The sequence below is a fragment of the Streptosporangium canum genome (genome assembly GCF_900113865.1).
GTDB classification, from domain to species: domain Bacteria; phylum Actinomycetota; class Actinomycetes; order Streptosporangiales; family Streptosporangiaceae; genus Streptosporangium; species Streptosporangium canum.
In genome coordinates this window covers 137,533-157,571 of sequence record NZ_FOQY01000011.1, presented here as the reverse complement: position 1 = coordinate 157,571, position 20,039 = coordinate 137,533, and the positions used below count along the sequence as shown (strand labels likewise).

Annotated in this window: 20 protein-coding genes; 11 read left to right on the top strand and 9 right to left on the bottom strand. The window is 72.1% G+C overall.

Annotated elements, in window-relative coordinates; genetic code table 11:
- Positions 1 to 22 precede the first annotated feature (22 nt).
- The 3 genes from BM085_RS18495 to chrA are packed head-to-tail and all read left to right on the top strand — an operon-like array spanning position 23 to position 3,102.
- Complete coding sequence (locus tag BM085_RS18495; protein ID WP_093888200.1) at positions 23 to 1,150, top strand: sensor histidine kinase; 1,128 nt, start codon at positions 23 to 25, stop codon at positions 1,148 to 1,150.
- On the top strand, positions 1,147 to 1,845 hold the full coding sequence (locus BM085_RS18490) for a response regulator (protein WP_093888199.1): 699 nt from the start codon (positions 1,147 to 1,149) through the stop codon (positions 1,843 to 1,845). The genes BM085_RS18495 and BM085_RS18490 overlap by 4 nt, the downstream gene beginning before the upstream one ends.
- Positions 1,846 to 1,896: 51 nt before the next feature.
- Entirely contained in the window at positions 1,897 to 3,102 is a 1,206-nt protein-coding gene (gene chrA, locus BM085_RS18485; protein WP_218158748.1) for a chromate efflux transporter, read from the top strand.
- A gap of 63 nt (positions 3,103 to 3,165) precedes the next feature.
- Here chrA and BM085_RS18480 read toward each other — a convergent pair whose 3' ends face one another.
- The 6 genes from BM085_RS18480 to BM085_RS18455 are packed head-to-tail and all read right to left on the bottom strand — an operon-like array spanning position 3,166 to position 9,553.
- On the bottom strand, positions 3,166 to 4,338 hold the full coding sequence (locus BM085_RS18480) for a lipid-transfer protein (protein ID WP_093888198.1): 1,173 nt from the start codon (positions 4,336 to 4,338) through the stop codon (positions 3,166 to 3,168).
- A gap of 44 nt (positions 4,339 to 4,382) precedes the next feature.
- Entirely contained in the window at positions 4,383 to 4,793 is a 411-nt protein-coding gene (locus tag BM085_RS18475; RefSeq protein ID WP_031160573.1) for a MaoC/PaaZ C-terminal domain-containing protein, read from the bottom strand.
- Positions 4,793 to 5,752: a bifunctional MaoC family dehydratase N-terminal/OB-fold nucleic acid binding domain-containing protein gene (locus BM085_RS18470; RefSeq protein WP_093888197.1), complete on the bottom strand. Its 960-nt coding sequence runs from the start codon at positions 5,750 to 5,752 to the stop codon at positions 4,793 to 4,795. The genes BM085_RS18475 and BM085_RS18470 overlap by 1 nt, the downstream gene beginning before the upstream one ends.
- Entirely contained in the window at positions 5,749 to 6,903 is a 1,155-nt protein-coding gene (locus BM085_RS18465) for an acyl-CoA dehydrogenase family protein (RefSeq protein WP_093888196.1), read from the bottom strand. Before BM085_RS18465 ends, BM085_RS18470 begins: the two co-directional genes overlap by 4 nt.
- Positions 6,903 to 7,988 carry an acyl-CoA dehydrogenase family protein gene (locus BM085_RS18460; protein ID WP_093888195.1) on the bottom strand — a complete coding sequence of 362 codons (1,086 nt, stop codon included), beginning with the start codon at positions 7,986 to 7,988 and terminating at the stop codon, positions 6,903 to 6,905. The genes BM085_RS18465 and BM085_RS18460 overlap by 1 nt, the downstream gene beginning before the upstream one ends.
- Positions 7,988 to 9,553: a long-chain-fatty-acid--CoA ligase gene (locus BM085_RS18455; protein ID WP_093888194.1), complete on the bottom strand. Its 1,566-nt coding sequence runs from the start codon at positions 9,551 to 9,553 to the stop codon at positions 7,988 to 7,990. Before BM085_RS18455 ends, BM085_RS18460 begins: the two co-directional genes overlap by 1 nt.
- Positions 9,554 to 9,744: 191 nt before the next feature.
- Between BM085_RS18455 and BM085_RS18450 the strand changes: the two genes are divergently transcribed.
- From BM085_RS18450 to BM085_RS18430, 5 genes are all read left to right on the top strand, one after another.
- Positions 9,745 to 10,458, top strand: a complete 714-nt coding sequence (locus BM085_RS18450) for a TetR family transcriptional regulator (RefSeq protein WP_242675819.1) — start codon at positions 9,745 to 9,747, stop codon at positions 10,456 to 10,458.
- Positions 10,459 to 10,572: 114 nt separating this feature from the next.
- Positions 10,573 to 11,730 carry a steroid 3-ketoacyl-CoA thiolase gene (locus BM085_RS18445; protein ID WP_086570081.1) on the top strand — a complete coding sequence of 386 codons (1,158 nt, stop codon included), beginning with the start codon at positions 10,573 to 10,575 and terminating at the stop codon, positions 11,728 to 11,730.
- Between the two features lie 16 nt (positions 11,731 to 11,746).
- Complete coding sequence (locus BM085_RS18440; RefSeq protein WP_093888193.1) at positions 11,747 to 12,766, top strand: MBL fold metallo-hydrolase; 1,020 nt, start codon at positions 11,747 to 11,749, stop codon at positions 12,764 to 12,766.
- 35 nt (positions 12,767 to 12,801) lie between these two features.
- Positions 12,802 to 13,476 carry a FadR/GntR family transcriptional regulator gene (locus BM085_RS18435; protein ID WP_093888192.1) on the top strand — a complete coding sequence of 225 codons (675 nt, stop codon included), beginning with the start codon at positions 12,802 to 12,804 and terminating at the stop codon, positions 13,474 to 13,476.
- A 76-nt stretch (positions 13,477 to 13,552) separates the two neighbouring features.
- Positions 13,553 to 14,548, top strand: a complete 996-nt coding sequence (locus tag BM085_RS18430) for an Lrp/AsnC family transcriptional regulator (RefSeq protein ID WP_093888191.1) — start codon at positions 13,553 to 13,555, stop codon at positions 14,546 to 14,548.
- On the opposite strand, the gene BM085_RS18425 is transcribed toward BM085_RS18430, so the two are convergent.
- Positions 14,496 to 15,920, bottom strand: a complete 1,425-nt coding sequence (locus tag BM085_RS18425) for a hypothetical protein (protein WP_245789394.1) — start codon at positions 15,918 to 15,920, stop codon at positions 14,496 to 14,498. The genes BM085_RS18430 and BM085_RS18425 overlap by 53 nt on opposite strands.
- 157 nt (positions 15,921 to 16,077) lie before the next feature.
- On the opposite strand from BM085_RS18425, the gene BM085_RS18420 reads away from it, so the two are divergent.
- Complete coding sequence (locus BM085_RS18420) at positions 16,078 to 16,734, top strand: response regulator transcription factor (protein WP_093888190.1); 657 nt, start codon at positions 16,078 to 16,080, stop codon at positions 16,732 to 16,734.
- Complete coding sequence (locus tag BM085_RS18415) at positions 16,731 to 17,930, top strand: sensor histidine kinase (RefSeq protein ID WP_093888189.1); 1,200 nt, start codon at positions 16,731 to 16,733, stop codon at positions 17,928 to 17,930. Before BM085_RS18420 ends, BM085_RS18415 begins: the two co-directional genes overlap by 4 nt.
- A 90-nt stretch (positions 17,931 to 18,020) precedes the next feature.
- On the opposite strand, the gene BM085_RS18410 is transcribed toward BM085_RS18415, so the two are convergent.
- On the bottom strand, positions 18,021 to 18,431 hold the full coding sequence (locus BM085_RS18410) for a cupin domain-containing protein (protein WP_093888188.1): 411 nt from the start codon (positions 18,429 to 18,431) through the stop codon (positions 18,021 to 18,023).
- 59 nt (positions 18,432 to 18,490) lie between these two features.
- Between BM085_RS18410 and BM085_RS18405 the strand changes: the two genes are divergently transcribed.
- Positions 18,491 to 18,961, top strand: a complete 471-nt coding sequence (locus tag BM085_RS18405) for a MarR family winged helix-turn-helix transcriptional regulator (RefSeq protein ID WP_108724542.1) — start codon at positions 18,491 to 18,493, stop codon at positions 18,959 to 18,961.
- 135 nt (positions 18,962 to 19,096) lie between these two features.
- On the opposite strand, the gene BM085_RS18400 is transcribed toward BM085_RS18405, so the two are convergent.
- Positions 19,097 to 20,038: an aldo/keto reductase gene (locus BM085_RS18400; protein ID WP_093888187.1), complete on the bottom strand. Its 942-nt coding sequence runs from the start codon at positions 20,036 to 20,038 to the stop codon at positions 19,097 to 19,099.
- Between the last annotated feature and the right edge of the window lies 1 nt (position 20,039).

Sequence of the window (20,039 nt, the reverse complement as noted above, 5' to 3'; positions counted from 1 at the left end):
GACATCCGGCTAAGGTGCGCGCATGAGTACAGGACGGCCCAGCGTCCGGGCCGGTGTCAGAGACTGGGCGATCGCCGTCGGCGTGGCGGCGACGCTGCTGGTCACCGGGCTGTCCGGGCAGAACTCCGCCACGAGGCTCGACCTGTTCGGCTACGCGTTGCTGACGGCCGGCGGTTTGGCGCTGGCCGCGCGCCGCCGGGCTCCGGTTCCCGTCCTGGCCGTCACCGGGCTGTGCGCGGTGGGTTACCAGGCGGCCGGTTTCGACGTGCCTGCTGTCGCGTATCTGTTCGCGGTGTACGCCGCTGTACGGGCGGGACACCGCACCATCACAGTGGCGGCGAGCGTGACCATGCTGGCCGCTCTCCCCCTCGCGGCGCTGGCCTCGGGCCTGCACGACATGGGCGAGGCGCTCGCGCAGGCCCGAGGCGCCCTCGAACTGGCCTGGCTGATCGCGGCCGGCGCCGCCGGTGAAGCGCTGCGGCAGGCCGAGCGGCGGGCGGACGAAGCCGAGCGCACCCGGGAGGAGACCGCGCGGCGCCGCGCCGACGAGGAGCGGCTGCACATCGCGCGGGAGCTGCACGATTCGCTCACCCACCAGATCTCCGTCATCAAGGTGCAGGCCGAAGTCGCCGTCCACGTGGCCCGCAAGCGGGGTGAGCAGGTGCCGGAGGCCCTGCTGGCGATCCAGGAGGCCGGACGTGAGGCGACCCGGGAACTGCGAGCGACCCTGGAGGCACTGCGCGACGACGGCAAGAGCCCGCCGCATGGGCTCGACCGTGTCCCGGAACTGGTGGAACGGGCTCGGACGACCGGCCTGGACGCGAAGCTGACGATCAAGGGACAACGACATGACGTGCCGGCCGCGGTGGACCGGACCGCTTACCGGATCGTTCAGGAGTCGCTGACCAACATCGCCCGTCACGCCGCCGCAGCGACGGCGTCGGTCCGGATCGACCACCGTCCCGACGCCCTGGTCATACGGGTCGATGACGACGGCAAGGCCACGTCGGACACCGCGGCGGTGCCCGGCGTCGGGCTGCTTGGGATGCGCGAACGGGTCACCGCCCTCGGCGGTCGCCTGCGGGCGGCACCGCGCAGCGAAGGCGGCTTCTCCGTGCACGCCGAACTTCCCGTGGACCGAACGTCATGATCCGTGTTCTGCTGGTCGATGACCAGCCGCTCCTTCGCAGCGGATTCCGCGCGCTCCTCGACCTCGAAGACGATATCGAGGTGGTGGCCGAGGCCGCCGACGGGAAGGAGGGCCTGGCACTGGCCAGGGAACATCTGCCCGACATCGCGCTCATCGATATCCAGATGCCGGTCATGGACGGCATCGAGGCGACCCGGCGCATCGCCGCGGACCCGGCCCTCGCCGGGACGCACGTCGTCATCCTGACCAACTACGGCTTGGACGAGTACGTCTTCAACGCGCTGCGCGCCGGCGCAGCCGGATTCCTCGTCAAGGACATCGTGCCGGAAGACTTCCTGCACGCCGTACGCGTCGCCGCGCGCGGCGACGCCCTGCTCGCACCGTCGATCACCCGCCGGCTGATCAACCGGTATGTCACCCAGCCGCTCCACACCGCCACCGGCGCGGGGCTGGAAGAACTGACCAACCGTGAGCGCGAGGCCGTAGCCATGGTCGCGCAGGGCCTGACCAACGACCAGATCGCCGACCGCATGGTGATCAGCCCGCTGACCGCGAAAACCCACATCAACCGAGCCATGATCAAGCTCCACGTCCGCGACCGCGCCCAACTCGTGGTTCTCGCCTACGAATCCGGCCTGGTAGCCCCGCGCGACTCCTGTCATCCACGGCCCGGGGGCGCGCCTGCCCGCCGATGATCCTCTTACCGAACGCCCTCGCGAGCCTCACAAGAAAGACACCGGTTTCACGTGAGCCCACAACCGCCCAGGCGGAACGACCCGCCGAACAACCCGGACGACGGGGACCGGAAGGCGGCCCGGCGCCGCCTGCGGGAGGTGACGCTGGTGTTCCTCAAACTGGGCACGATCGCCTTCGGCGGCCCGGCCGCGCATACCGCGATGATGCGCGACGAGCTGGTGCGCCGCCGCGGCTGGGTCAGCGACCAGCGGTTCGTGGACCTGATGGGCGCCACCAACCTCATCCCCGGCCCCAACTCCACCGAACTGGCCATCCATCTGGGCTACGACCGGGCCCGCCGGGGCGGCCTGATCGCTGCCGGCGTGTGCTTCATCCTCCCGGCCGCACTCATGGTCACCGCACTGGCCTGGGCGTATGTCACCTACGGCCACACCCCCGCGGTCGAGGGCGTCCTGTACGGCATCGTCCCGGCGGTAATCGCGATCATCGCGCACGCCCTGTTCGGCCTGCTCCGCACCGTCATCAAGAACATCTGGCTCGGCGGGCTGGCGATCGCCGCCCTGGCCGCCTACCTGCTGGGCGCCAACGAACTGCTGATCCTGGCCGCCGGCGCCCTGCTGGCCGCCGCCACCCGGCTGGCTCGCCGACTGCGCCGCGACTCCCCCCAGGGGCTGCTGGCCGTACCGCTGCTCGGCCTCGGCGGCTCCCCGGTCTTCCCCGACCCCACCGGAGGGCAGCTGGCGCAGTTGTTCTTCACCATGCTGAAGATCGGCTCCGTGCTGTACGGCAGCGGATACGTGCTGCTGGCCTTCCTGCGCGGCGACTTCGTCGACCGGCTCGGCTGGGTCACCAACCAGCAGCTCATCGACGCCGTCTCCATCGGCCAGGTCACCCCCGGCCCGGTCTTCACCACCGCCACCTTCCTCGGCTACCTCATCGCCGGCCCCATCGGCGCGTTCCTGGCCACCGTCGCGATCTTCCTGCCCTCGTTCCTCTTCGTCGGCCTGCTCACCAGACTCACCGACAAGCTGCGTTCCAGCGACTGGACCTCCGCCCTGCTGGACGGCCTCAACGCCGCCGCGCTCGCGCTCATGGCCGGAGTTTCGTTCCAGCTCGGCCAGAGCGCGATCATCGACTGGCTCACCGCCGCCATCGCCCTCATCGCCTTGGTGCTGCTGTGGAAGACCAAGCTCAACAACGCCTGGCTGATCGCCGGCGGCACCGCCGTCGGCCTGGCCCACACCCTGCTCACCTGACCCGGCCCGCCGCCCTGTCGGGTGTCAGGGCCAGGTCGACCAGCGGCGTCCAGCAGACGCACGTCACTCCGCCGACAGGACCAGGCCGCTGGTCGGGACGCCGGTGCCCGCGGTGACCAGGACGTTGCGGACGGCGGCGACCTGGTTCACCGAGGTCCCCCGGATCTGCCTGACGGCCTCGGCGATGCCGTTCATGCCGTGGATGTAGGCCTCGCCGAGCTGGCCGCCGTGCGGGTTGACCGGCAGACGGCCGTCGATCTCGATGCCGCCGCCGGCCACGAAGTCGCGTGCCTCGCCCCGGCCGCAGAAGCCGAGCTCCTCCAGCTGGGTCAGCACGAACGGGGTGAAATGGTCGTACAGGATGGCGGTCTGGATGTCGGCGGGCCCCAGGCCGGACTGCTCCCAGAGCCGGCGGCCGACCACCCCCATCTCCGGCAGGCCGGTCATGTCGTCGCGGTAGTAGCTGGTCATCATCAGCTGGCCGGCGCCGGCGCCCTGGGCCGCGGCGCTGATCAGCGCGGGCGACCGGCGCAGGTCCCTGGCCCGCTCGGCGGAGGTGACCACCAGGGCCACCGCGCCGTCGCTCTCCTGGCAGCAGTCGAGCAGGTGCAGCGGCTCGGCGATCCACCTGGAAGCCTGGTGCTCCTCCAGCGTGATCGGACGGCCGTGGAACCACGCCGCGGGGTTGGTGGCCGCGTGCCGGCGCATGGCCACGGCCACCCGGCCGAAGTCCTCGGACGTCACGCCGTAGGCGTGCATGTAGCGCCGGGCGAACATGGCGACCCAGGCCGCCGGGGTCATCAGCCCGTACGGCACGTGCCAGCTCATCTCCAGGCCCTGCGACGAGGGCTCGCCGCCGATCCGGGCGTCGGGCTGGCCGAACCTGCGCCCCGAGCGCTCGTTGAACGCGCGGTAGCAGACCACGGTCTCGGCGACCCCGGTGGCCACCGCCATCGCCGCGTGCAGCACGGTGCCGCACGCGGCGCCGCCGCCGTAGTGCACGCGGGAGAAGAACGTCAGATCGCCGATGCCCACCTCGCGGGCCACGGCGATCTCCTGGTTGGTGTCCTGGGTGTAGGTCACCAGCCCGTCCACGTCCGAGGGGCTCAGGCCCGCGTCGTCCAGCGCCGCGAACACCGCCTCGGCGGCGAGCTGGAGCTCGGACCGTCCTGACTGCTTGGAGAACTCGGTCGCGCCGATGCCGGCGACAGCCGTACTCCCCGGAAGGGAGACCACGGTGATGGGTGCCTTTCTTCGGATGGAGCGCGCGGAGGCCGCGGTCAGCGGTCGGGGAGGGCGAACCGGACGGTGCCGGAGGCGTGGTCGCCGAGGCTGACCTTGCCCCGGACCTCGACGGTGAACTCGCCGTTCTCGCAGGCGACGACGGTGCCGGTGAAGGTCAGCGTGTCACCCGCGTAGGCGGGGACGCCGAGCTTGACGTTGATGCCGCGGATCAGCGCCTCGGGACCCGCCCAGTCGGTGACGTAGCGCTCGACGAGGCCCATCGTGGTCAGGATGTTGAGGAAGATGTCCTTGGAACCCTGCGCTCTGGCGCGTCCGACGTCGTGGTGGACCGGGGTGAAGTCCATCGTCGCCAGCGCCGTCGAGACGATCGCGGTGGGCGTCAGCTCGATCACGAGATCGGGGAGGACGGATCCGATCTCGACCTGGTCTCCGGTCAGCGTCCGCATCACGACTCCTGGGGGACCCACATGGGCAGGATCAGCTCGTCGTCCATCTGGCGATACGTCACACGCACCTGCATACCGATACCCACTTCTTCAGGCGGACAGTCCACAACATTGCCTACGATCCGCACACCTTCCGGCAGCTCCACCACCGCGACCACGAAAGGGGTGCTCCGCCCCGGAACCGGGGGGTTGTGGTGCACGACGTAGCTGTAGACCTCACCCACGCCGCTCGCCACGACGTGCGTCCGCTCGACCGAACGGCACGACGGGCAGACCGGCCCCGGGGGGTGCCGGAGCTCACCGCAGTCGGCGCATCTCTGGATCAGCAGCTCGCCTCTGCCGACACCCTCCCAGAAGAACGCGGTGTCCCTGTTGATCGCGGGCTTCAGCGGGTACGGCTCGCGCGCCTCGGGCTTGGTTTTCCGCTCCCGGGGGCGAAATTTCAGTACCCGGAACAGCATGTCGGCCACGGGCTCGTCCTGGGAGTACCACGTGATGTTCCAGGTGACGAAGTAGCCCTCGCCGAGCGCCGTCCTCTTCGGCCCGGCGAGCCCGGTGAACCGGGTGGCCGGGACCAGCCGCTCGCCGAGCCTCAGGTAGCGGTGGTAGGTCTGCTCGCAGTTGGTGGCGACCACCCCGGTGTAGCCGCTGCCGTCCAGCGCCCGGAGCACGTCGTCGACCGGGGTGGTCGCCTGCCTGCCGTCCCTGACCACGCCGGGCATGGTCCAGACCTGGATCATCGCCGGAGGCGCCACGATCTCCCCGTGCGCGCTGCCCGCCGCGGCCTCCGCGTCGGTGTAGACCGGGTTGGCGTCCCCCATGGCCGCGGCCCAGTGCCGGATCATCGGGAGGTTCACCGGGTCCGCCGCCGCGACGCCCCGGACCTCGCCGACCGCGATCTGCCGCTCGGCCAGAGCCATGAGCCGGTCGTGGAGGTCCGCCTCCGCCGTCGCGGTCATCGGGGCGGCCTCGGCAGGCTCAGGCCGAGCATGGCGATCAGCTCGCGCTGGACCTCGTTGACGCCGCCGCCGAAGGTGAGCACGATCGCGCCCTTGACGCCGTGGTCGAGGCGGTCGACGAAGTCGGCCGTCGCCGGGTCGGCCGGGTCGCCGAAGCGGGCCAGGACGTCGCCGACGATCCTGCCGACCTCCTGCATCCGCTCCGAGCCGTAGATCTTGGTGGCCGAGGCGTCGGGGGCGCCCAGCCAGCCCAGGTCCATGTTGGCCGCGACCTGCCAGTTCAGCAGTTCGTTGGTCCGGAGGTAGGCGTAGACCCGGCCGAGCGCCCGCCGTACGGCGGGCTCCTCGATCAGGCCGGTGTCGCGCGCCCAGCGCAGGAAGCGGTCGTAGGTGTGGGCGATGTTGCCCGCCGGGCCCAGCGTGACCCGTTCGTGGTTGAGCTGGTTGACGATCAGGTCCCAGCCCTTGTTCTCCTCCCCCACCACCATGTCCACCGGCACGCGCACGTCGGCGTAGTAGGTGGAGTTGGTGTGGTGCCGCCCGTCCATGGTGGTGATCGGGGTCCACGAGAAGCCGGGGTCGGCGCAGTCGACGATCATCATCGTGATGCCCCGGTGCTTTTTGGCGGCCGGGTCGGTGCGGGCGGCCAGCCAGATGTACTGGGAGTAGTGCGCCCCCGAGGTGAAGATCTTCTGGCCGTTGACGACGTAGTGGTCCCCGTCGCGGAGCGCGGTGGTGCGCAGGGACGCCAGGTCGGTGCCCGCCTCGGGCTCGCTGTAGCCGATCGCGAAGTGGCACTCCCCCGCCAGGATGCGCGGCAGGAAGAACTCCTTCTGCGCCGCCGTGCCGTACTGCATGAGGGTGGGGCCGACGGTCTGCACCGTGATGATCGGGTAGGGCACCTCGGCGCGGGCGATCTCGTTGGCGAAGATCTGCTGCTCCAGCGGGCCGTACCCGCCGCCGCCGTACTCCTTCGGCCAGCCCAGCCCGAGCTTGCCGTCGCGGCCGAGGTTGCGGCAGTGCTCCATGTAGGCGTGGCCGAACGGATCGGTGGATATCCTCCTGCGGTCCTCGGCGGTCAGGCAGCCCCGGAAGTAGTCGCGCAGCTCGTCGCGGAGCCGCCGCTGCTCGGGGGTCAGGTCGATCAGCATCAGACGAGCGCTCCGATCGTGTCGAGCCGGGCCTCCACACCGCCCAGCAGGTGGGCGTGGTGCTTGCCCCAGGCGAAGTAGCGGTGCAGCGGGTAGGTCACGTCCAGGCCGATCCCGCCGTGCAGGTGCTGGCAGGTGTAGAGCGCCTTGAGCACCGGGTCCGTCACGGTGAGGGCCGCGACGGCCAGGTCCGTCTCGGCCTCCTCGGCCGATCCCTCGGCCAGCCGCCACGCCCCGGACCACACGGCCACATCCAGCGCGCGGCCGGCGATGTAGACGTCGGCGATCTGCACGGTCACCGCCTGGAACTCGGCCAGCGCCCGGTCGAACTGCCTGCGGGTCCTGATGTACTCCGTGGTCAGCGCCAGTGCCCCGGCCAGCACGCCGGAGGAGACGGCGACGATCCCGGCCAGCGCCAGCCGCCGCAGCCCGGCGAACGCCTCGCCGTCCCGCGCGCCCACCGGCTCGCCCGGGGCGCCGTCCAGCGTGAGCGTGGCGGCGGGCTCGCCGGTGGAGACCGGTGCCGCCCGCACGGTCATCGCCTCCGGGTCGACCAGGAACAGCCCGACGCCCTCCTCGGTGGTGGCGGGGACGAGGACCTTCGACGCCTGGGCCGCGTACGACACCGTGCTCTTGCGCCCGTGCAGCACCCATCCGCCGCCGTCCCTGCGGGCGGTCACGGCCGGTGCGGCGCCGAGGTCGCGGCCCGGCTCGCGCAGCGCGGAGGTCAGCACGAGGTCGCCCTCGGCCAGGGGCGCCAGCGCCTCGCGCTGCTCGCGGGAGCCGTACCGGGCGATGGCCAGCGCGGTGACCAGGCTCTGCTGGACGGGGACCGGGGCCACCCGCGCGCCGATCTCCCGCAGGACGACCGCCAGCTCCACCGGCCCGAGCCCGGCGCCACCCGCCTCCTCCGGGAGGCAGGCGCCCAGCAGCCCGGCCCGGGCCAGGGAGCGCCACAGCTTCGCGTCGTACGGCGCGCCGCTCGCCTCGTGGGCTTCGAGCCTGCCGGCTGTCACCTCGCGGCCGAGCAGCTCGGCCGCGAGGTCGCGCAGGTCACTCTGCGTCTCGTCAAGGTTGAAGTCCACTAGCGCTCCAGGGGGTGCGGCCGGCCGTGCCGGACGAACTCGGCGTCGATCTCGGTGATGTCGTCGGGGGTCAGCGGCCGCCATCCCCGCCGGCCCGGGGGCCGCCACCAGACGGGGTCGCCGGTGTGCCAGCCCTCCGCGGCGAGGATCCGCTTGACGACTTTGTGCGAGGCGGTCTGCGGCAACTCCTTACATATGCGGATATATCGGGGTATGGCTTTCGGGCCGACGTCCCGCCGTCCGGCCAGGAAGCCCTCGAAGGCCACCTGGTCGAAGCCGTTCTCCAGCACCAGGGCCGCCATGACCTGGTCGCCCGCCGCCGCGTCGGGAACCGGGTAGACGGCCGCCTCGACCACGCCGGGGAACTCGCGGACGACCGCCTCGATCGGCGCGACCGCCAGGTTCTCCCCGTCCACGCGGAGCCGCTCGGTGCCCCGCCCGGCGAAGAACACATAGCCCCGGGAGTCGGCGTAGGCCAGGTCGCCCGACCAGAACACGCCCTCCCTGATCCGCTCGCGGTCGCCCTCGGGGTCGTTGTAGTAGCCGTCGAACAGGCCCGGCCCCTCGGTGTTGACCAGCTCCCCGATCGCCTCGTCCGCGTTGAGCAGCCGCCCGTCCTCGATGACCGCGGCCGGGCACCTCCGCCCGGCGGGGTCGCGGATCTCGACGCCGTCGGGCAGCCTGCCCAGGCAGCCGCTCGGCCCCGCGGGGTCGGGGGTGATCGCGATCGCGGTCTCGGTGGACCCGAACGCGTCGATGACGTGGCAGCCGAACCGTTCCCCGAACCTGCGGACCGCGGTGGCGCTGCCCTCGTTGCCGAAGGCGATCCTGAGCGTGTTGTCCCGGTCGCCGGGCTCCGGCGGGGTGGACAGGACGTAGGAGAGCGCCTTGCCGACGTAGTGCAGATACGTGACCCCGTAGCGCCTGACGTCGGCCATCAGCCCGGACGCGGAGAATCTGCGCCGGATCACCAGGGCCGCCCCGGACGCCACCGCCGGCGCGTACGCCGCCATGACGGCCCCCGAGTGGAACAGCGGCATGGAGCAGTAGACGACGTCCCGCGGCGAGAGCATCGCCGCCAGGTTGACGCCCGGGACGGCGATCTTCCGCTGCGTGACCCGCACCGCCCGGGGCCGGCCCGACGTCCCCGAGGTGAAGATCAGCATGACCAGCCCGTCTCCGGTGTCGCGCTCGGCGGGCGGCGGCGTGGCCCGCAGGCCGGCGACCTCCCCGGCCAGCTCCGCGTACGCCGGTCCGTGGACGACGAGGTCCACGTGGGTCGCGTCCGCGTCGCGGGCGAGCTCGGCGGCGCTCCTGGTCGGGTTCAGCGCGACGAGCACGTGGCCGGACAGGGCGGCCCCGCCCAGCAGGAAGAGCGTCTCGGGAACGTTGTCGGACAGCACCCCGACATGCACGGCCCGGCCCAGGGCGTCCATCCGGGCTCCTCTGACCCGGCACTCCGCGACGTACTCGCGCCAGCTCCACACCTGGTCCTCGAAGAGCAGCCCGGGCCGATCGTCCCCGGCACGCCGCTCCAGCAGCTCCGCCAACGTCTCCCCGGACATAACGCCTCCCAGCAATGAAGCTCAGGCCAGCAGTTCCGAAAAGTAGAACACATTCTATTATTTGTCCAGGGGCGGTCGGCCGCAATGAGCCGCGACATGCCGCTCAAACGCATATGCGGTGTAAGGACGGGGCACCTTTGTGACCGGCGAGTAACCCATCGGAGCATCCGGAAATCAGATAACGTGTTCTCATGCGTACCCCGCATGTGACCATCGAGGCGCCGGTCGCCTCGCGCCTCCCCGGCCCGCCGCCCCCGAGCGCCGCCGGACCGGCCAAGACCAAGGGGGCACCCGGCGTGCAGAGCGAATCGGCGTCCACCGGCGTCCGCACGAGAAGCCAGCACCAGCGGCGCAAGCGCATCGTCCAGGCGGCCGCCGCCCTCGCCTCGCGCGGCGGCGTCGAGGCCATGCAGATGCGCACCGTCGCCGAGCGCGCGGGAGTCGCCCTCGGCACCCTCTACCGCTACTTCCCCTCCAAGATGGATCTGGTCGTCGCCGTCGTCGGCGAGGAGATCGACCTCCTGGAGAGCAGCATCGAGCGCCGCCCGCCCGGCGCCACCACACCCCCGGGCCGCGCCGTCGACGTCCTGATGCGCGCCACCCGCGGCCTGATGCGCGAGCCCGAGCTCGCCGACGCGCTCATCCGCTCGCTGATCATGGCCGAGGTGGACACCCCGTTCGGGGACCGCATGGCGGGCCTGCTGCTCCGCGTCGCCGGAGACGGCCTCACCGCCGAGACCGCCACCGAGGAGCAGTTCGCCCTCGCGGGCTCGCTGGCCAGCGTCTGGGTGCACGAGCTGCTGGAGATGCTCCGCGGCCGCCGCACGTACGAGCAGATCCAGCGCCGCATCGAGATCGCCGCCACCCGCCTGCTCGTCGATTTCCAGCCCCCTCCTTCCGCCTGAAATTAGAACGCGTTACAGTCACAGTCGGAAGACGACCAGAGCGACGTTCTAGAGCGACGCGCCGAGGGGCCGGCCCGCGGGCGCCGGCTCCGGGCCGCCGGGCGAGGGGATCGTATGGGTGCAGTGATCGTCGAGGCCGTGAGAACCCCGATCGGCAGGCGTAACGGCTGGCTGGCGGGGCTGAAGCCGCAGGCGGTGCTCGCGGCGGCCCTGACCGGCCTGGTGGACAGGGCGGGGATCGACCCGGCGATCGTGGGCCAGGTCTTCGCCGGGTGCGTCACCCAGGCGGGCGAGCAGGGCGGGCACGTGGGCCGGCACGCCTGGCTCTACGCCGGCCTGCCGTACCAGACGGGCGTGACCACGATCGACGCCCAGTGCGGCTCCTCCCAGCAGGCCGTCCACCTGGTCGCCGCCCTCATCCAGTCGGGCGTCGTCGACGTCGGCATCGCCTGCGGCGTCGAGGTGATGAGCCGCGCCCCGCTCGGCAGCAACGTGCTCCCGGCCCGGCCCCGGCCCGACGACTGGGCCGTCGACCTGCCCGACCAGTTCACCGCCGCCGAGCGGATCGCCCAGCGGCGCGGGCTGACCCGCGAGCGGCTCGACCGGTTCGGCGCCCGGTCCCAGCGGCTGGCCGCCGAGGCGTGGGCCGAGGGCCGGTTCGACCGGGAGATCGTCAAGGTGACCGCGCCGGTCCTCGGCGAGGACGGGCAGCCGACCGGCGAGAGCCGCACCGTCGACAGGGACCAGGGGCTGCGCGAGACGACCGTCGAGGGGCTGGCCCGGCTCAAGCCGGTGATGGGCGACAACGGCCTGCACACCGCGGGCACCGCCTCGCAGATCTCCGACGGCGCGGCGGCGGTGCTGCTGATGAGCGAGGAGGCCGCCGCCCGGCACGGCCTGCGCCCCCGGGCCCGCATCCTCGCCCAGGCCCTGGTCGGCGCCGAGCCCTACTACCACCTGGACGGCCCGGTGGACGCGACCGCCAAGGTCCTGGCCGCCACGGGCATGACCGTCGCGGACATCGACCGCTTCGAGGTGAACGAGGCGTTCGCCTCGGTCGTCCTCTCCTGGGCGTCGGTGCACGGGCCGGACATGGACCGGGTCAACACCGGCGGCGGCGCCATCGCCCTCGGCCACCCGGTCGGCGCGACCGGTTCCCGGCTGATCACCACCGCCCTGCACGAGCTGGAGAGGTCGGATTCGTCCACCGCGCTGGTGACGATGTGCGCGGGCGGGGCGCTCGCCACCGCGACCGTCCTCGAACGACTGTAGGAGCAAGGAGCACCGTTTGAGATCCCGCCGCAGGCCGTACAGCGAGCAGCGCCCGATCGACGTCGGCGGCGGGGTGTGGAGCGTGCCCGTCCCGATCCCCGGCAACCCGCTCGGCTACACCCTGGTCTACGCGATCGAGTCCCCCGCCGGGCCGGTGCTGGTCGACGCGGGCTGGAACCACCCGGAGGCCTGGCTGGCGCTGCGGGACGGGCTGGCCGCCGTCGGCATGGACGTCCGCGAGGTCCGGGGGGTGGTGGTCACCCACTTCCATCCGGACCACGCCGGGCTGGCCGGGCGGGTCCGGGAGGAGTCCGGGGCGTGGGTCGCCATGCACGAGGCCGACGCCGCGCTGGTCAAGCTCATGTGGAGCTTCGGGGAGGGCGCGCAGCGCGACCTCCAGGCCGACATGCTGCGCCGGGCGGGGGCCGCCACGGTCGAGGTGGAGGAGGTGACGGCCGAGCGGCCGCGGCCGCCCGCGCTGCCCGACCGGACGCTCCACGACGGCGACCTGGTCGACCTGCCCGGACGCGGGCTCCGCACGATCTGGACCCCCGGCCACACCCCGGGCCACATCTGCCTGCACCTGGAGGACACCGGCCGGCTGTTCACCGGCGACCACGTGCTGCCGGCCATCACCCCGCACATCGGCCTCTACCCCTACGACCGCAGCGACGTGGATCCGCTCAGCGACTACCTGGACTCGCTGATGAAGGTGGCGGACCTGGGCGACCTTGAGGCCCTGCCCGCCCATGAATGGATATTTCAAGATACGGCCGCTCGGGCGACGGAGATCCGCACGCACCACGAGGAGAAGCTCGTACGGCTGGCCGCCCTGCTGGCCGACGCCGGGGAGCCCCTCACCATCTGGGAGACCGCCGGCCGGATGACCTGGAACCGCCCCTGGGAGGAGCTCCCGGCGATGCTGCGGGGCATGGCCGCCGGAGAGGCGGCGGCCCATCTGCGCACCTTGGAGGTCCGAGGTGTGATCCGCCGTGTCTCCGGGATGGACCCGGTCCACTACGCCCTACACTCTTAGACATCCGATGTCTGAGGATCCGAGGATGGTGAAGCGTGGCGGTTACCGACACCGCTATCGACAAGATCAAGCAGATGATCCTCTCGGGCGAGCTCGCCCCGGGCAGCAGGCTGCCGAAGGAGGCCGACCTGGCCGAGCGGCTCGGCCTGTCCCGCAACTCCCTGCGTGAGGCCGTCCGCGCCCTGGCCCTGATCAACGTGCTGGACGTGCGCCAGGGCGACGGCACCTACGTGACCAGCCTGGAGCCCCAGCTCCTGCTGGATGCGATGTCGTTCGTGGTGGACTTCCACCAGGACGACACCGTGCTGCAGTTCTTCCAGGTCAGGCGGATCCTGGAGCCGGCGGCGACCGCGATGGCGGCGACGCGGATGAGCGAGTCCGAGGTCGCCGAGCTGCGCAAGATCCTCGCCGAGCTGCCCGCCGACCCGAGCGTCGAGCAGCTCGTCGCCAACGACCTGGAGTTCCACCAGCACATCGCGGCGGGCTCGGGCAACGCGGTGCTGTGCTCTCTCATAGAGAGCCTGTCGGGCCCCACCACCAGGGCCCGGATCTGGCGGGGCCTGACCCAGGAGAACGCGCTGGAGAAGACCCGCGAGCAGCACGCCGCGATCTGCGACGCCATCGCCTCCCGGCAGCCCGAGGTCGCCCGCGCCTGGGCGACCGTCCACATCGCCGGTGTCGAGGAGTGGCTGCGCAGCGCTCTCGCCTGAGCCGATCGCACATCAGGAAAGATCACAAAGTCGTACTCTTGGGGCGGACCGGTCCTGCGACTACGAGGATGACCCGATGCAGCCACTCGACGGAGCCGATCTCAGGGTGGTCGCCGCCCTCCAGGTGAACGGGCGGGCCACCTGGGACCGGATCGGCCGGGTGCTGGCGGAGCCCACCCGCAACGTGGCGCGCCGGGCGACCCGGCTGATGGATTCGGGCGTGCTCTCGGTGATCGGGCTGCTCGACGACCGGCGGCTCAGCTCGGCCGCGCTCCGGCTGCGCTGCCGTCCCGGATCGGTGATCGAGGTGGGGACGGCCCTCACCGAGCTGCCGCAGACCCGCTCCGTCGCGCTGGTCTCGGGCTCGGTGGACTGCGCGGCGGAGCTCTCCGTGTCCGACGAGTCGCTGGTGGACCTGCTCTTCCGGGACATCCCGGCGATCGACGGAGTGCTGGAGAGCACCGCGTATCCGGCGCTGAAATACTTCAGCACGCCCCTGGACTGGCACCTCGGCGTGCTCACCCCGCAGGAGGTCGAGGGGCTGCGCGAGCACTGCGCCCCGCCGGAGCACTCCCCGCGCGGGACCGAGGAGCCCTCCGCCGAGGACGGGCGGATCATCGCGGCGGTGGTCACCGACGGCCGCGCCACCCACGCCGAGGTCGCGGCGGCCACCGGGATCAGCGAGTCGACGGCCCGCCGCCGCCTGGACGCCCTGCTCCGCAGGGGCGTCCTGCGCATCCGGGCCGAGATCGAGCCCGCCTACCTGGGGTTGCCGGCCGAAGCCGTGCTCTGGCTGCGGGTGGCCGAGAACGAGGTGGAGGCCGTGGGCCACACCCTGGCCGCCCGTCCGGAGGTCAGATACGCCGTGGCCGTGGCCGGCGACCACCAGCTGGTGGCGCAGGTCGCCCTGCCCGGCCGGCCGGAGCTGTACGGGTTCCTGCGGGAGATCGGCGGGCTGCCGGGCATCCGGGCCATCGAGACGACCATGATGCTCCGGTCGCTCAAGCGCGGCTTCATGATCAAGCGAGCCGGCCGGGTGGAGCGCTGGGCCGGGCCCATCGGCTCCTCGTGACGCCCAGCGCGGCGGCGAGGCAGGCCACGGGGATCGCGGGCAGCACGTAACGGTGGTCGAAGTCCAGTGCGGCGACAGGCGCGACGAGCAGGAATGCGGCCGTCGCCCACGGCAGCAGCGCCGCCCGCCGCCGGCCGATCGAGCCGAGGCCGCCCAGCAGCAGCACGATGCCGAGCAACGGGCCGTGCAGCACGGCGGGATAGGCATAGGCGGCGAGGACGCTCCCGTACGGCTCGACGGAGGACATCCCGCGGATGCCGCCGTCGTACTCCCCGCGTACCTTGTCGATCAGCGGGAAAGCGGGCAGCGGCCACGAACCGCGGGGGAATGTCAGCGTGGGCGAGACGCGCAGGGGGTGGCGTACCGGGGTCCACGCGAAGGCGAGCGAGGTGTCGTGGACGACCGCGCCCAGGTAGTCCAGCGGCTGCGCGGCGATGGCGCGCAGGGCGAAGGAGCGGGCCAGGCCGTTGTGGGCGAAGCGGCCGCCCGGCAGCCTGTTCAGCGAGGCGTCCGCGGCCCACACGTACTCCGAGGCGGCGTCGACCACGGTGCCGTTCGGGCAGAGCTTCGCCTCCTCGGCCGGCGGCTTGATCACCGAGCAGTCGGCGAACGTCATCGTGCGCGCCCACAGCGCCACACCGTCCGAACCGCTGAGCGCGAACCGGCCGTGATGCGCCTGGTACCAGCCCGCGTAGCCGGCGAGAGGAAGCAGCCCGGCGACGGCGAGCGCGATCACCTGCCGGCGGCCGGCCCGCTGGATGATCAGATGGATCAGGACCAGGCCGAGCAGCGGCACCGCGACCGTCCGGGTGAGTCCGGCCAGCGCCAGCAGCAGGCCCACCGCGGCGCAGGCGCGCACCGACGGCCTGGTCCGCCACAGCAGGGCGGTCAGCGCGGCCACGACGAGGAAGATGACCTGGGTGTCGGAGAGCACGGCGTGCTCCAGCCTCAGGAACGCCGGGTCGAACAGCACGGGCAGGGTGGCCAGCGTCGCCCCCCACCCGGGAAGCGACCGGCGGCGGAGCACCAGATAGATCATCGAACCCATGCCGACCCCCATGGCGTGCTGTACGCCCGCCACGAGTTCGACACTGTGGAACGGCAGGAGCAGCCGCAGGAAGAAGGAGTACCCGGCGGGGTGGAACGCCCCGCCGGGCTGAAGGTGGACGGCGGTGTCCAGGTAGGTGAAGGAGTCGTACCAGTAGAGCTGCGCGGTGTCGTAGCCCAGCATGACGAGGCAGCGAAGCGCCGCCGCGAGAACGAGCACGGCGGCGAAGACCCCGTGGCCGGTGGCGAAGAACCGGCGGAGGAAGGACGGTCTGCCCTGGTCCACGGGGTGGACGGCCTGGACGCCGGCGGTGGAGACAAGCATGGTCGAGCCCCCGATCAGGCGCCGGGCGGTCCCCGGCACGGTGAGGGCAGTCCAGCGATCGACCGATAACCTTGGCGTGACCAAATCCGGTTATGTCGGCGTTATGCCGCTTCTGGCACGCTGGCACGCTGCACGATCCAAAGATCAAGGAGCTGCCGTGCGGGTACTGGTCGCCGAGGACGAGCGCATGCTCGCCGACTCCATCGGTGCGGGGTTGCGTGGCGAGGCACTCGCCGTCGACATCGCCTACGACGGCGAGACGGCGCTGGCGCGGCTCCGTGTCCACGACTACGACGTGCTCATCCTGGACCGCGATCTGCCGGGCATGCACGGTGACGACGTGTGCAGGGCACTGGTGACCGACGGCGCGCTGGTCCGCGTCATCATGCTCACCGCGTCCGGCGACGTGCGCTCCCGGGTGGAGGGCCTGTCCCTCGGCGCCGACGACTACCTGCCCAAGCCGTTCGCCTTCGAGGAACTCGTCGCCCGCGTCCACGCGCTGGGCCGCCGGGTACGTCCGGCCGACCCTCCGATGCTGGAGCGGGCCGGCATCCGCCTGGACTGGGCGCACCGCCAGGTGTTCCGGGACGGCCGCTACGTGCCGCTCGCCCGCAAGGAGTTCGGCGTGCTGGCCGAGTTGCTGCGCGCCGACGGAGCGGTGGTCTCCGCCGAGACGCTGCTGGAGAAGGTGTGGGACGAGCACATCGACCCGTTCACCAACACCGTGAGGACGACGATGATGAAACTACGGCGCAAGATCGGCGAGCCGGCGGTCATCGAGACCGTCACCGGGGCCGGGTACCGCATCCCGTGAAGACGAGCGTACGGCTGCGCTCCGCCCTCGCCTGCGGCGCGGTGTTCGTCCTCGCCGGCGCGGTGCTGCTGGCCGCGGTCTCCTTCGTCGTCCGGCAGAGCCTGGAACCCCGTGACGGGCTGCGCCAGCCCGAGTTCATCTCGGTCGCGGGCAGGAGGTACCTGCCCCCGCCCACCGATGCGTACCCCTTGAAGATCGTTTACTCGTCGGAGCAATCCGATGCGTACTACGTGGCCCAGCAGCGGGTCGCGCAGGTCAGGCGGATCTACCAGCGCGACACCGTCAAAAACGTGCTGACCGTGGGCGGTCTCGGGCTCCTCGTGGCCGGCGGCCTCGCCACCGCGGCCGGCTGGCGGGCCGCCGGATGGGTGATCCGCCCCGTCAGGTCGATGACCGGGAGCGTGCGACAGGTCGCGCAGAGCCACGATCTCGCCGAACGCATCGCCCATGACGGGCCGGAGGACGAGATCAAGGAGCTCGCCGACGTCATCGACGGCATCCTCGGCCGTCTGGCCCGCTCGTACGACGGTCAGCGGCGCTTCATCGCCAACGCCTCACACGAGCTGCGCACCCCGCTCACCATCAACCGCACGCTCGTGGACGTGGCGGTCCGCCGGCCCGACGCGACCGAGGACGTCAGACGCCTCGGCGAGTCCCTTCTGGTGGTCAACACCAGGCACGAGCGGCTGATCGACGCGCTGCTCGCCCTGTCGGAAGGCGAGCGCACGGTTCTCGACCGGCGTCCCTTCGACCTGGCCGACGTGGTCGAGCACGTGCTGGACCTGGCGGCCGAGGAGGCCGGGGACAGCGAGGTCACCGTCCACCGGCTGCTGGATCCCGCGCCGACCGCCGGCGAGGCGGTGCTGGTCGAGCGGCTCGCGCAGAACCTCGTGGAGAACGCCGTACGGCACAACCACCCCGGCGGCGAGGTGTGGGTGTCCACCCGGCAGCGGGCCGACCGGGTGGAACTGGTGGTGGCGAACACCGGGCTCCCCGTGCCTCCCTACGAGATCGAGACGATCTTCGAGCCGTTTCGGCGGCTGCACGGCGACCGGCTGCGCTCCGACCGCGGCAGCGGCCTCGGGTTGTCGATCGTCAGGGTCGTGGCCGAGGCCCATGGCGGCGACGTGACCGCCAGCCCTCGTGAGGAGGGCGGCCTCACCATCGCCGTCGAACTGCCGCGCGAGCGACTGTGAGCGCCTCCCGGCCCGCTCAGGTGGCTCCTCCGCCCCGACTCGCCTGAGCGGTACGGCCGTCCGCGCCGGGCCTGCCCGGATGGCCGTCTCTCAGACGACCCAGGCCGGCAGGACCTTGTCGCCGTCGGGGGTGGCGCAGTCCGCCGGGACCCGGGTGTCGTCGATCACGTAGGCGCGCATGCCGGCGGGGGCGACGACGATGGCGGCCAGGCCGGCCGCCGGGTCCGAGCTCAGGCGGCGCGGCACGTCGGCCGGGAGGATGAGGGTGTCGCCCGGCCCGGCGGTGAGCTTCTCGTCGCCGAGTTCGACGGTCGTGCCCCCCTCCAGCACGGTCCACACCTGCTCGGCGTCGATGGCGTGCAGCGGGCCCGCCTGGCCGGGGCGCATGTCGACGCGCCAGACGACCTGCCCCGAACCTCCCTGGGTCGGTGAGGCGAGCGTGGTCATGACGGCGTTGGGCGTCTCGGTCCGGCGGCTTTCGGCATGGCGGATGACAGTCATCGCGTGATCCCTTAAATTAGACAACGTGGTTGCCGAAATAGTGAACCAGGTTGTCTATCGTGTCAAGTGACCCTCCGGGATTCGAGCTGCCGCTCCGGCTGTTCCTCGGCTTCCGTGTCCTCATCGACGAGCTGCACGCCGAGCTGGCCCGGCAGGGCCATCCGGACATGCGGCCGATGCACGGCTTCGTCTTCCAGGCGATCGGCGTCGACGGCACGACGGCGGCCGAGCTCGGTCGCCGCCTGGGGGTGTCCAAACAGGCGGCGGGCAAGACCGTCGACGCGCTGGAGCGGCTCGGCTACGTGGAACGCGGCTCCGACCCGCACGACGCGCGGCGCAAGGTCGTACGGCTCACCGAGCACGGCGTCGACTCCCTGGTGCGCTCGGCCCGCATCTTCGACGAGCTGCGGGCCCGCTGGGCCGAGACGCTCGGCGAGGAGCGGCTGCGCGCGCTGGAGGCCGACCTGCGCAAGGTCACCCCGCCGGACGCCTTCCCGCTCGACGTCCCCGGCTGGTTCGGCGGCCACTGACCGCCCCCCGCCTCCCCGTCCCGACCGGCCGGACACACGGCGCCCACGCGCCCTGTCCCCGACACGCCGTACCGAGGGGGCGCCCCGTGCCGGGAGAGCACGCCGTACCGGAGAGACCCCGGCGGGCGGGTCCGCTCAGGGGATCAGGTCCTCGGCCGCCAGTTCGGCCCAGAGGTCCTCGGGGACGGGCCGGGCGGTCAGGGCGGCGTTGCGGGCGACCTCGGCGGCGGACCTGGCGCCGACGACCACCGAGACGACCGCCGGGTGGCGCAGCGGGAAGGCCAGCGCCGCCTGGGGCAGGGTGACGCCGTGGCTCTCGCACACGGCCGCGATGCGGCGGGCGCGGGCGAGCAGCGGCGCGGGAGCCGGGGCGTAGTCGTAGGTGCCCGACGGGTCGTGGGTGGCCAGCAGGCCGCTGTTGAACACCCCGGCGGCGACCACCGAGACGCCCCGCTCCTGGCAGAGCGGCAGCAGCTCCTCCTCCCCCGACTGGTCGAGAAGGGTGTGGCGGCCGGCCGGCATGACCAGGTCCACGCCGGTCTCGCGGACGAACCGGGCGAGCATCTCCGACTGGTTCATGCCGACCCCGACGGCCTTGACGACCCCCTGGTCGCGCAGCTCGGCCAGGGCCGGGTACGCCTCGGAGACGGCCTGCTCCCAGTGGTCGTCCGGATCGTGGATCAGCACGATGTCGACCGCGTCGAGACCGAGCCGTTCCAGGCTCTCCTCCAGCGACCGCCGTACGCCGTCACGCGAGAAGTCCCACACCCGGCGGAGGTCGGCCGGGACGTCGAACCCCTGGTCGTCGCGGCCGGCGGGACCGCCGGTGGGCGCCGGCACGAGCAGGCGGCCGACCTTGGTGGACAGGGTGTAGGAGTCGCGGGGCCGCCCGGCCAGGGCGGCGCCGAGCCGCCGTTCCGACAGGCCGAGCCCGTAGTGGGGCGCGGTGTCGAAGAGGCGGAACCCGGCGTCGTAGGCGGCGTCCACCGCCGCACCGGCCTCGGCGTCGCCCACGGCGGTGAAGAGGTTGCCGATGGGGGCGGCGCCGAAGCCGTACTCGCTCACGGAGAGGGTCATG

Coding starts and splice junctions, on each gene's coding strand:
- BM085_RS18495 (WP_093888200.1), top strand. CDS start 23: ATGAGTACAGGACGGCCCAGCGTCCGGGCCGGTGTCAGAGACTGGGCG.
- BM085_RS18490 (WP_093888199.1), top strand. CDS start 1,147: ATGATCCGTGTTCTGCTGGTCGATGACCAGCCGCTCCTTCGCAGCGGA.
- BM085_RS18475 (WP_031160573.1), bottom strand. CDS start 4,793: ATGCGGACGCTGACCGGAGACCAGGTCGAGATCGGATCCGTCCTCCCC.
- BM085_RS18470 (WP_093888197.1), bottom strand. CDS start 5,752: ATGACCGCGACGGCGGAGGCGGACCTCCACGACCGGCTCATGGCTCTG.
- BM085_RS18465 (WP_093888196.1), bottom strand. CDS start 6,903: ATGCTGATCGACCTGACCCCCGAGCAGCGGCGGCTCCGCGACGAGCTG.
- BM085_RS18455 (WP_093888194.1), bottom strand. CDS start 9,553: ATGTCCGGGGAGACGTTGGCGGAGCTGCTGGAGCGGCGTGCCGGGGAC.
- BM085_RS18450 (WP_242675819.1), top strand. CDS start 9,745: ATGCGTACCCCGCATGTGACCATCGAGGCGCCGGTCGCCTCGCGCCTC.
- BM085_RS18445 (WP_086570081.1), top strand. CDS start 10,573: ATGGGTGCAGTGATCGTCGAGGCCGTGAGAACCCCGATCGGCAGGCGT.
- BM085_RS18430 (WP_093888191.1), top strand. CDS start 13,553: ATGCAGCCACTCGACGGAGCCGATCTCAGGGTGGTCGCCGCCCTCCAG.
- BM085_RS18425 (WP_245789394.1), bottom strand. CDS start 15,920: ATGCTTGTCTCCACCGCCGGCGTCCAGGCCGTCCACCCCGTGGACCAG.
- BM085_RS18410 (WP_093888188.1), bottom strand. CDS start 18,431: ATGACTGTCATCCGCCATGCCGAAAGCCGCCGGACCGAGACGCCCAAC.
- BM085_RS18400 (WP_093888187.1), bottom strand. CDS start 20,038: ATGACCCTCTCCGTGAGCGAGTACGGCTTCGGCGCCGCCCCCATCGGC.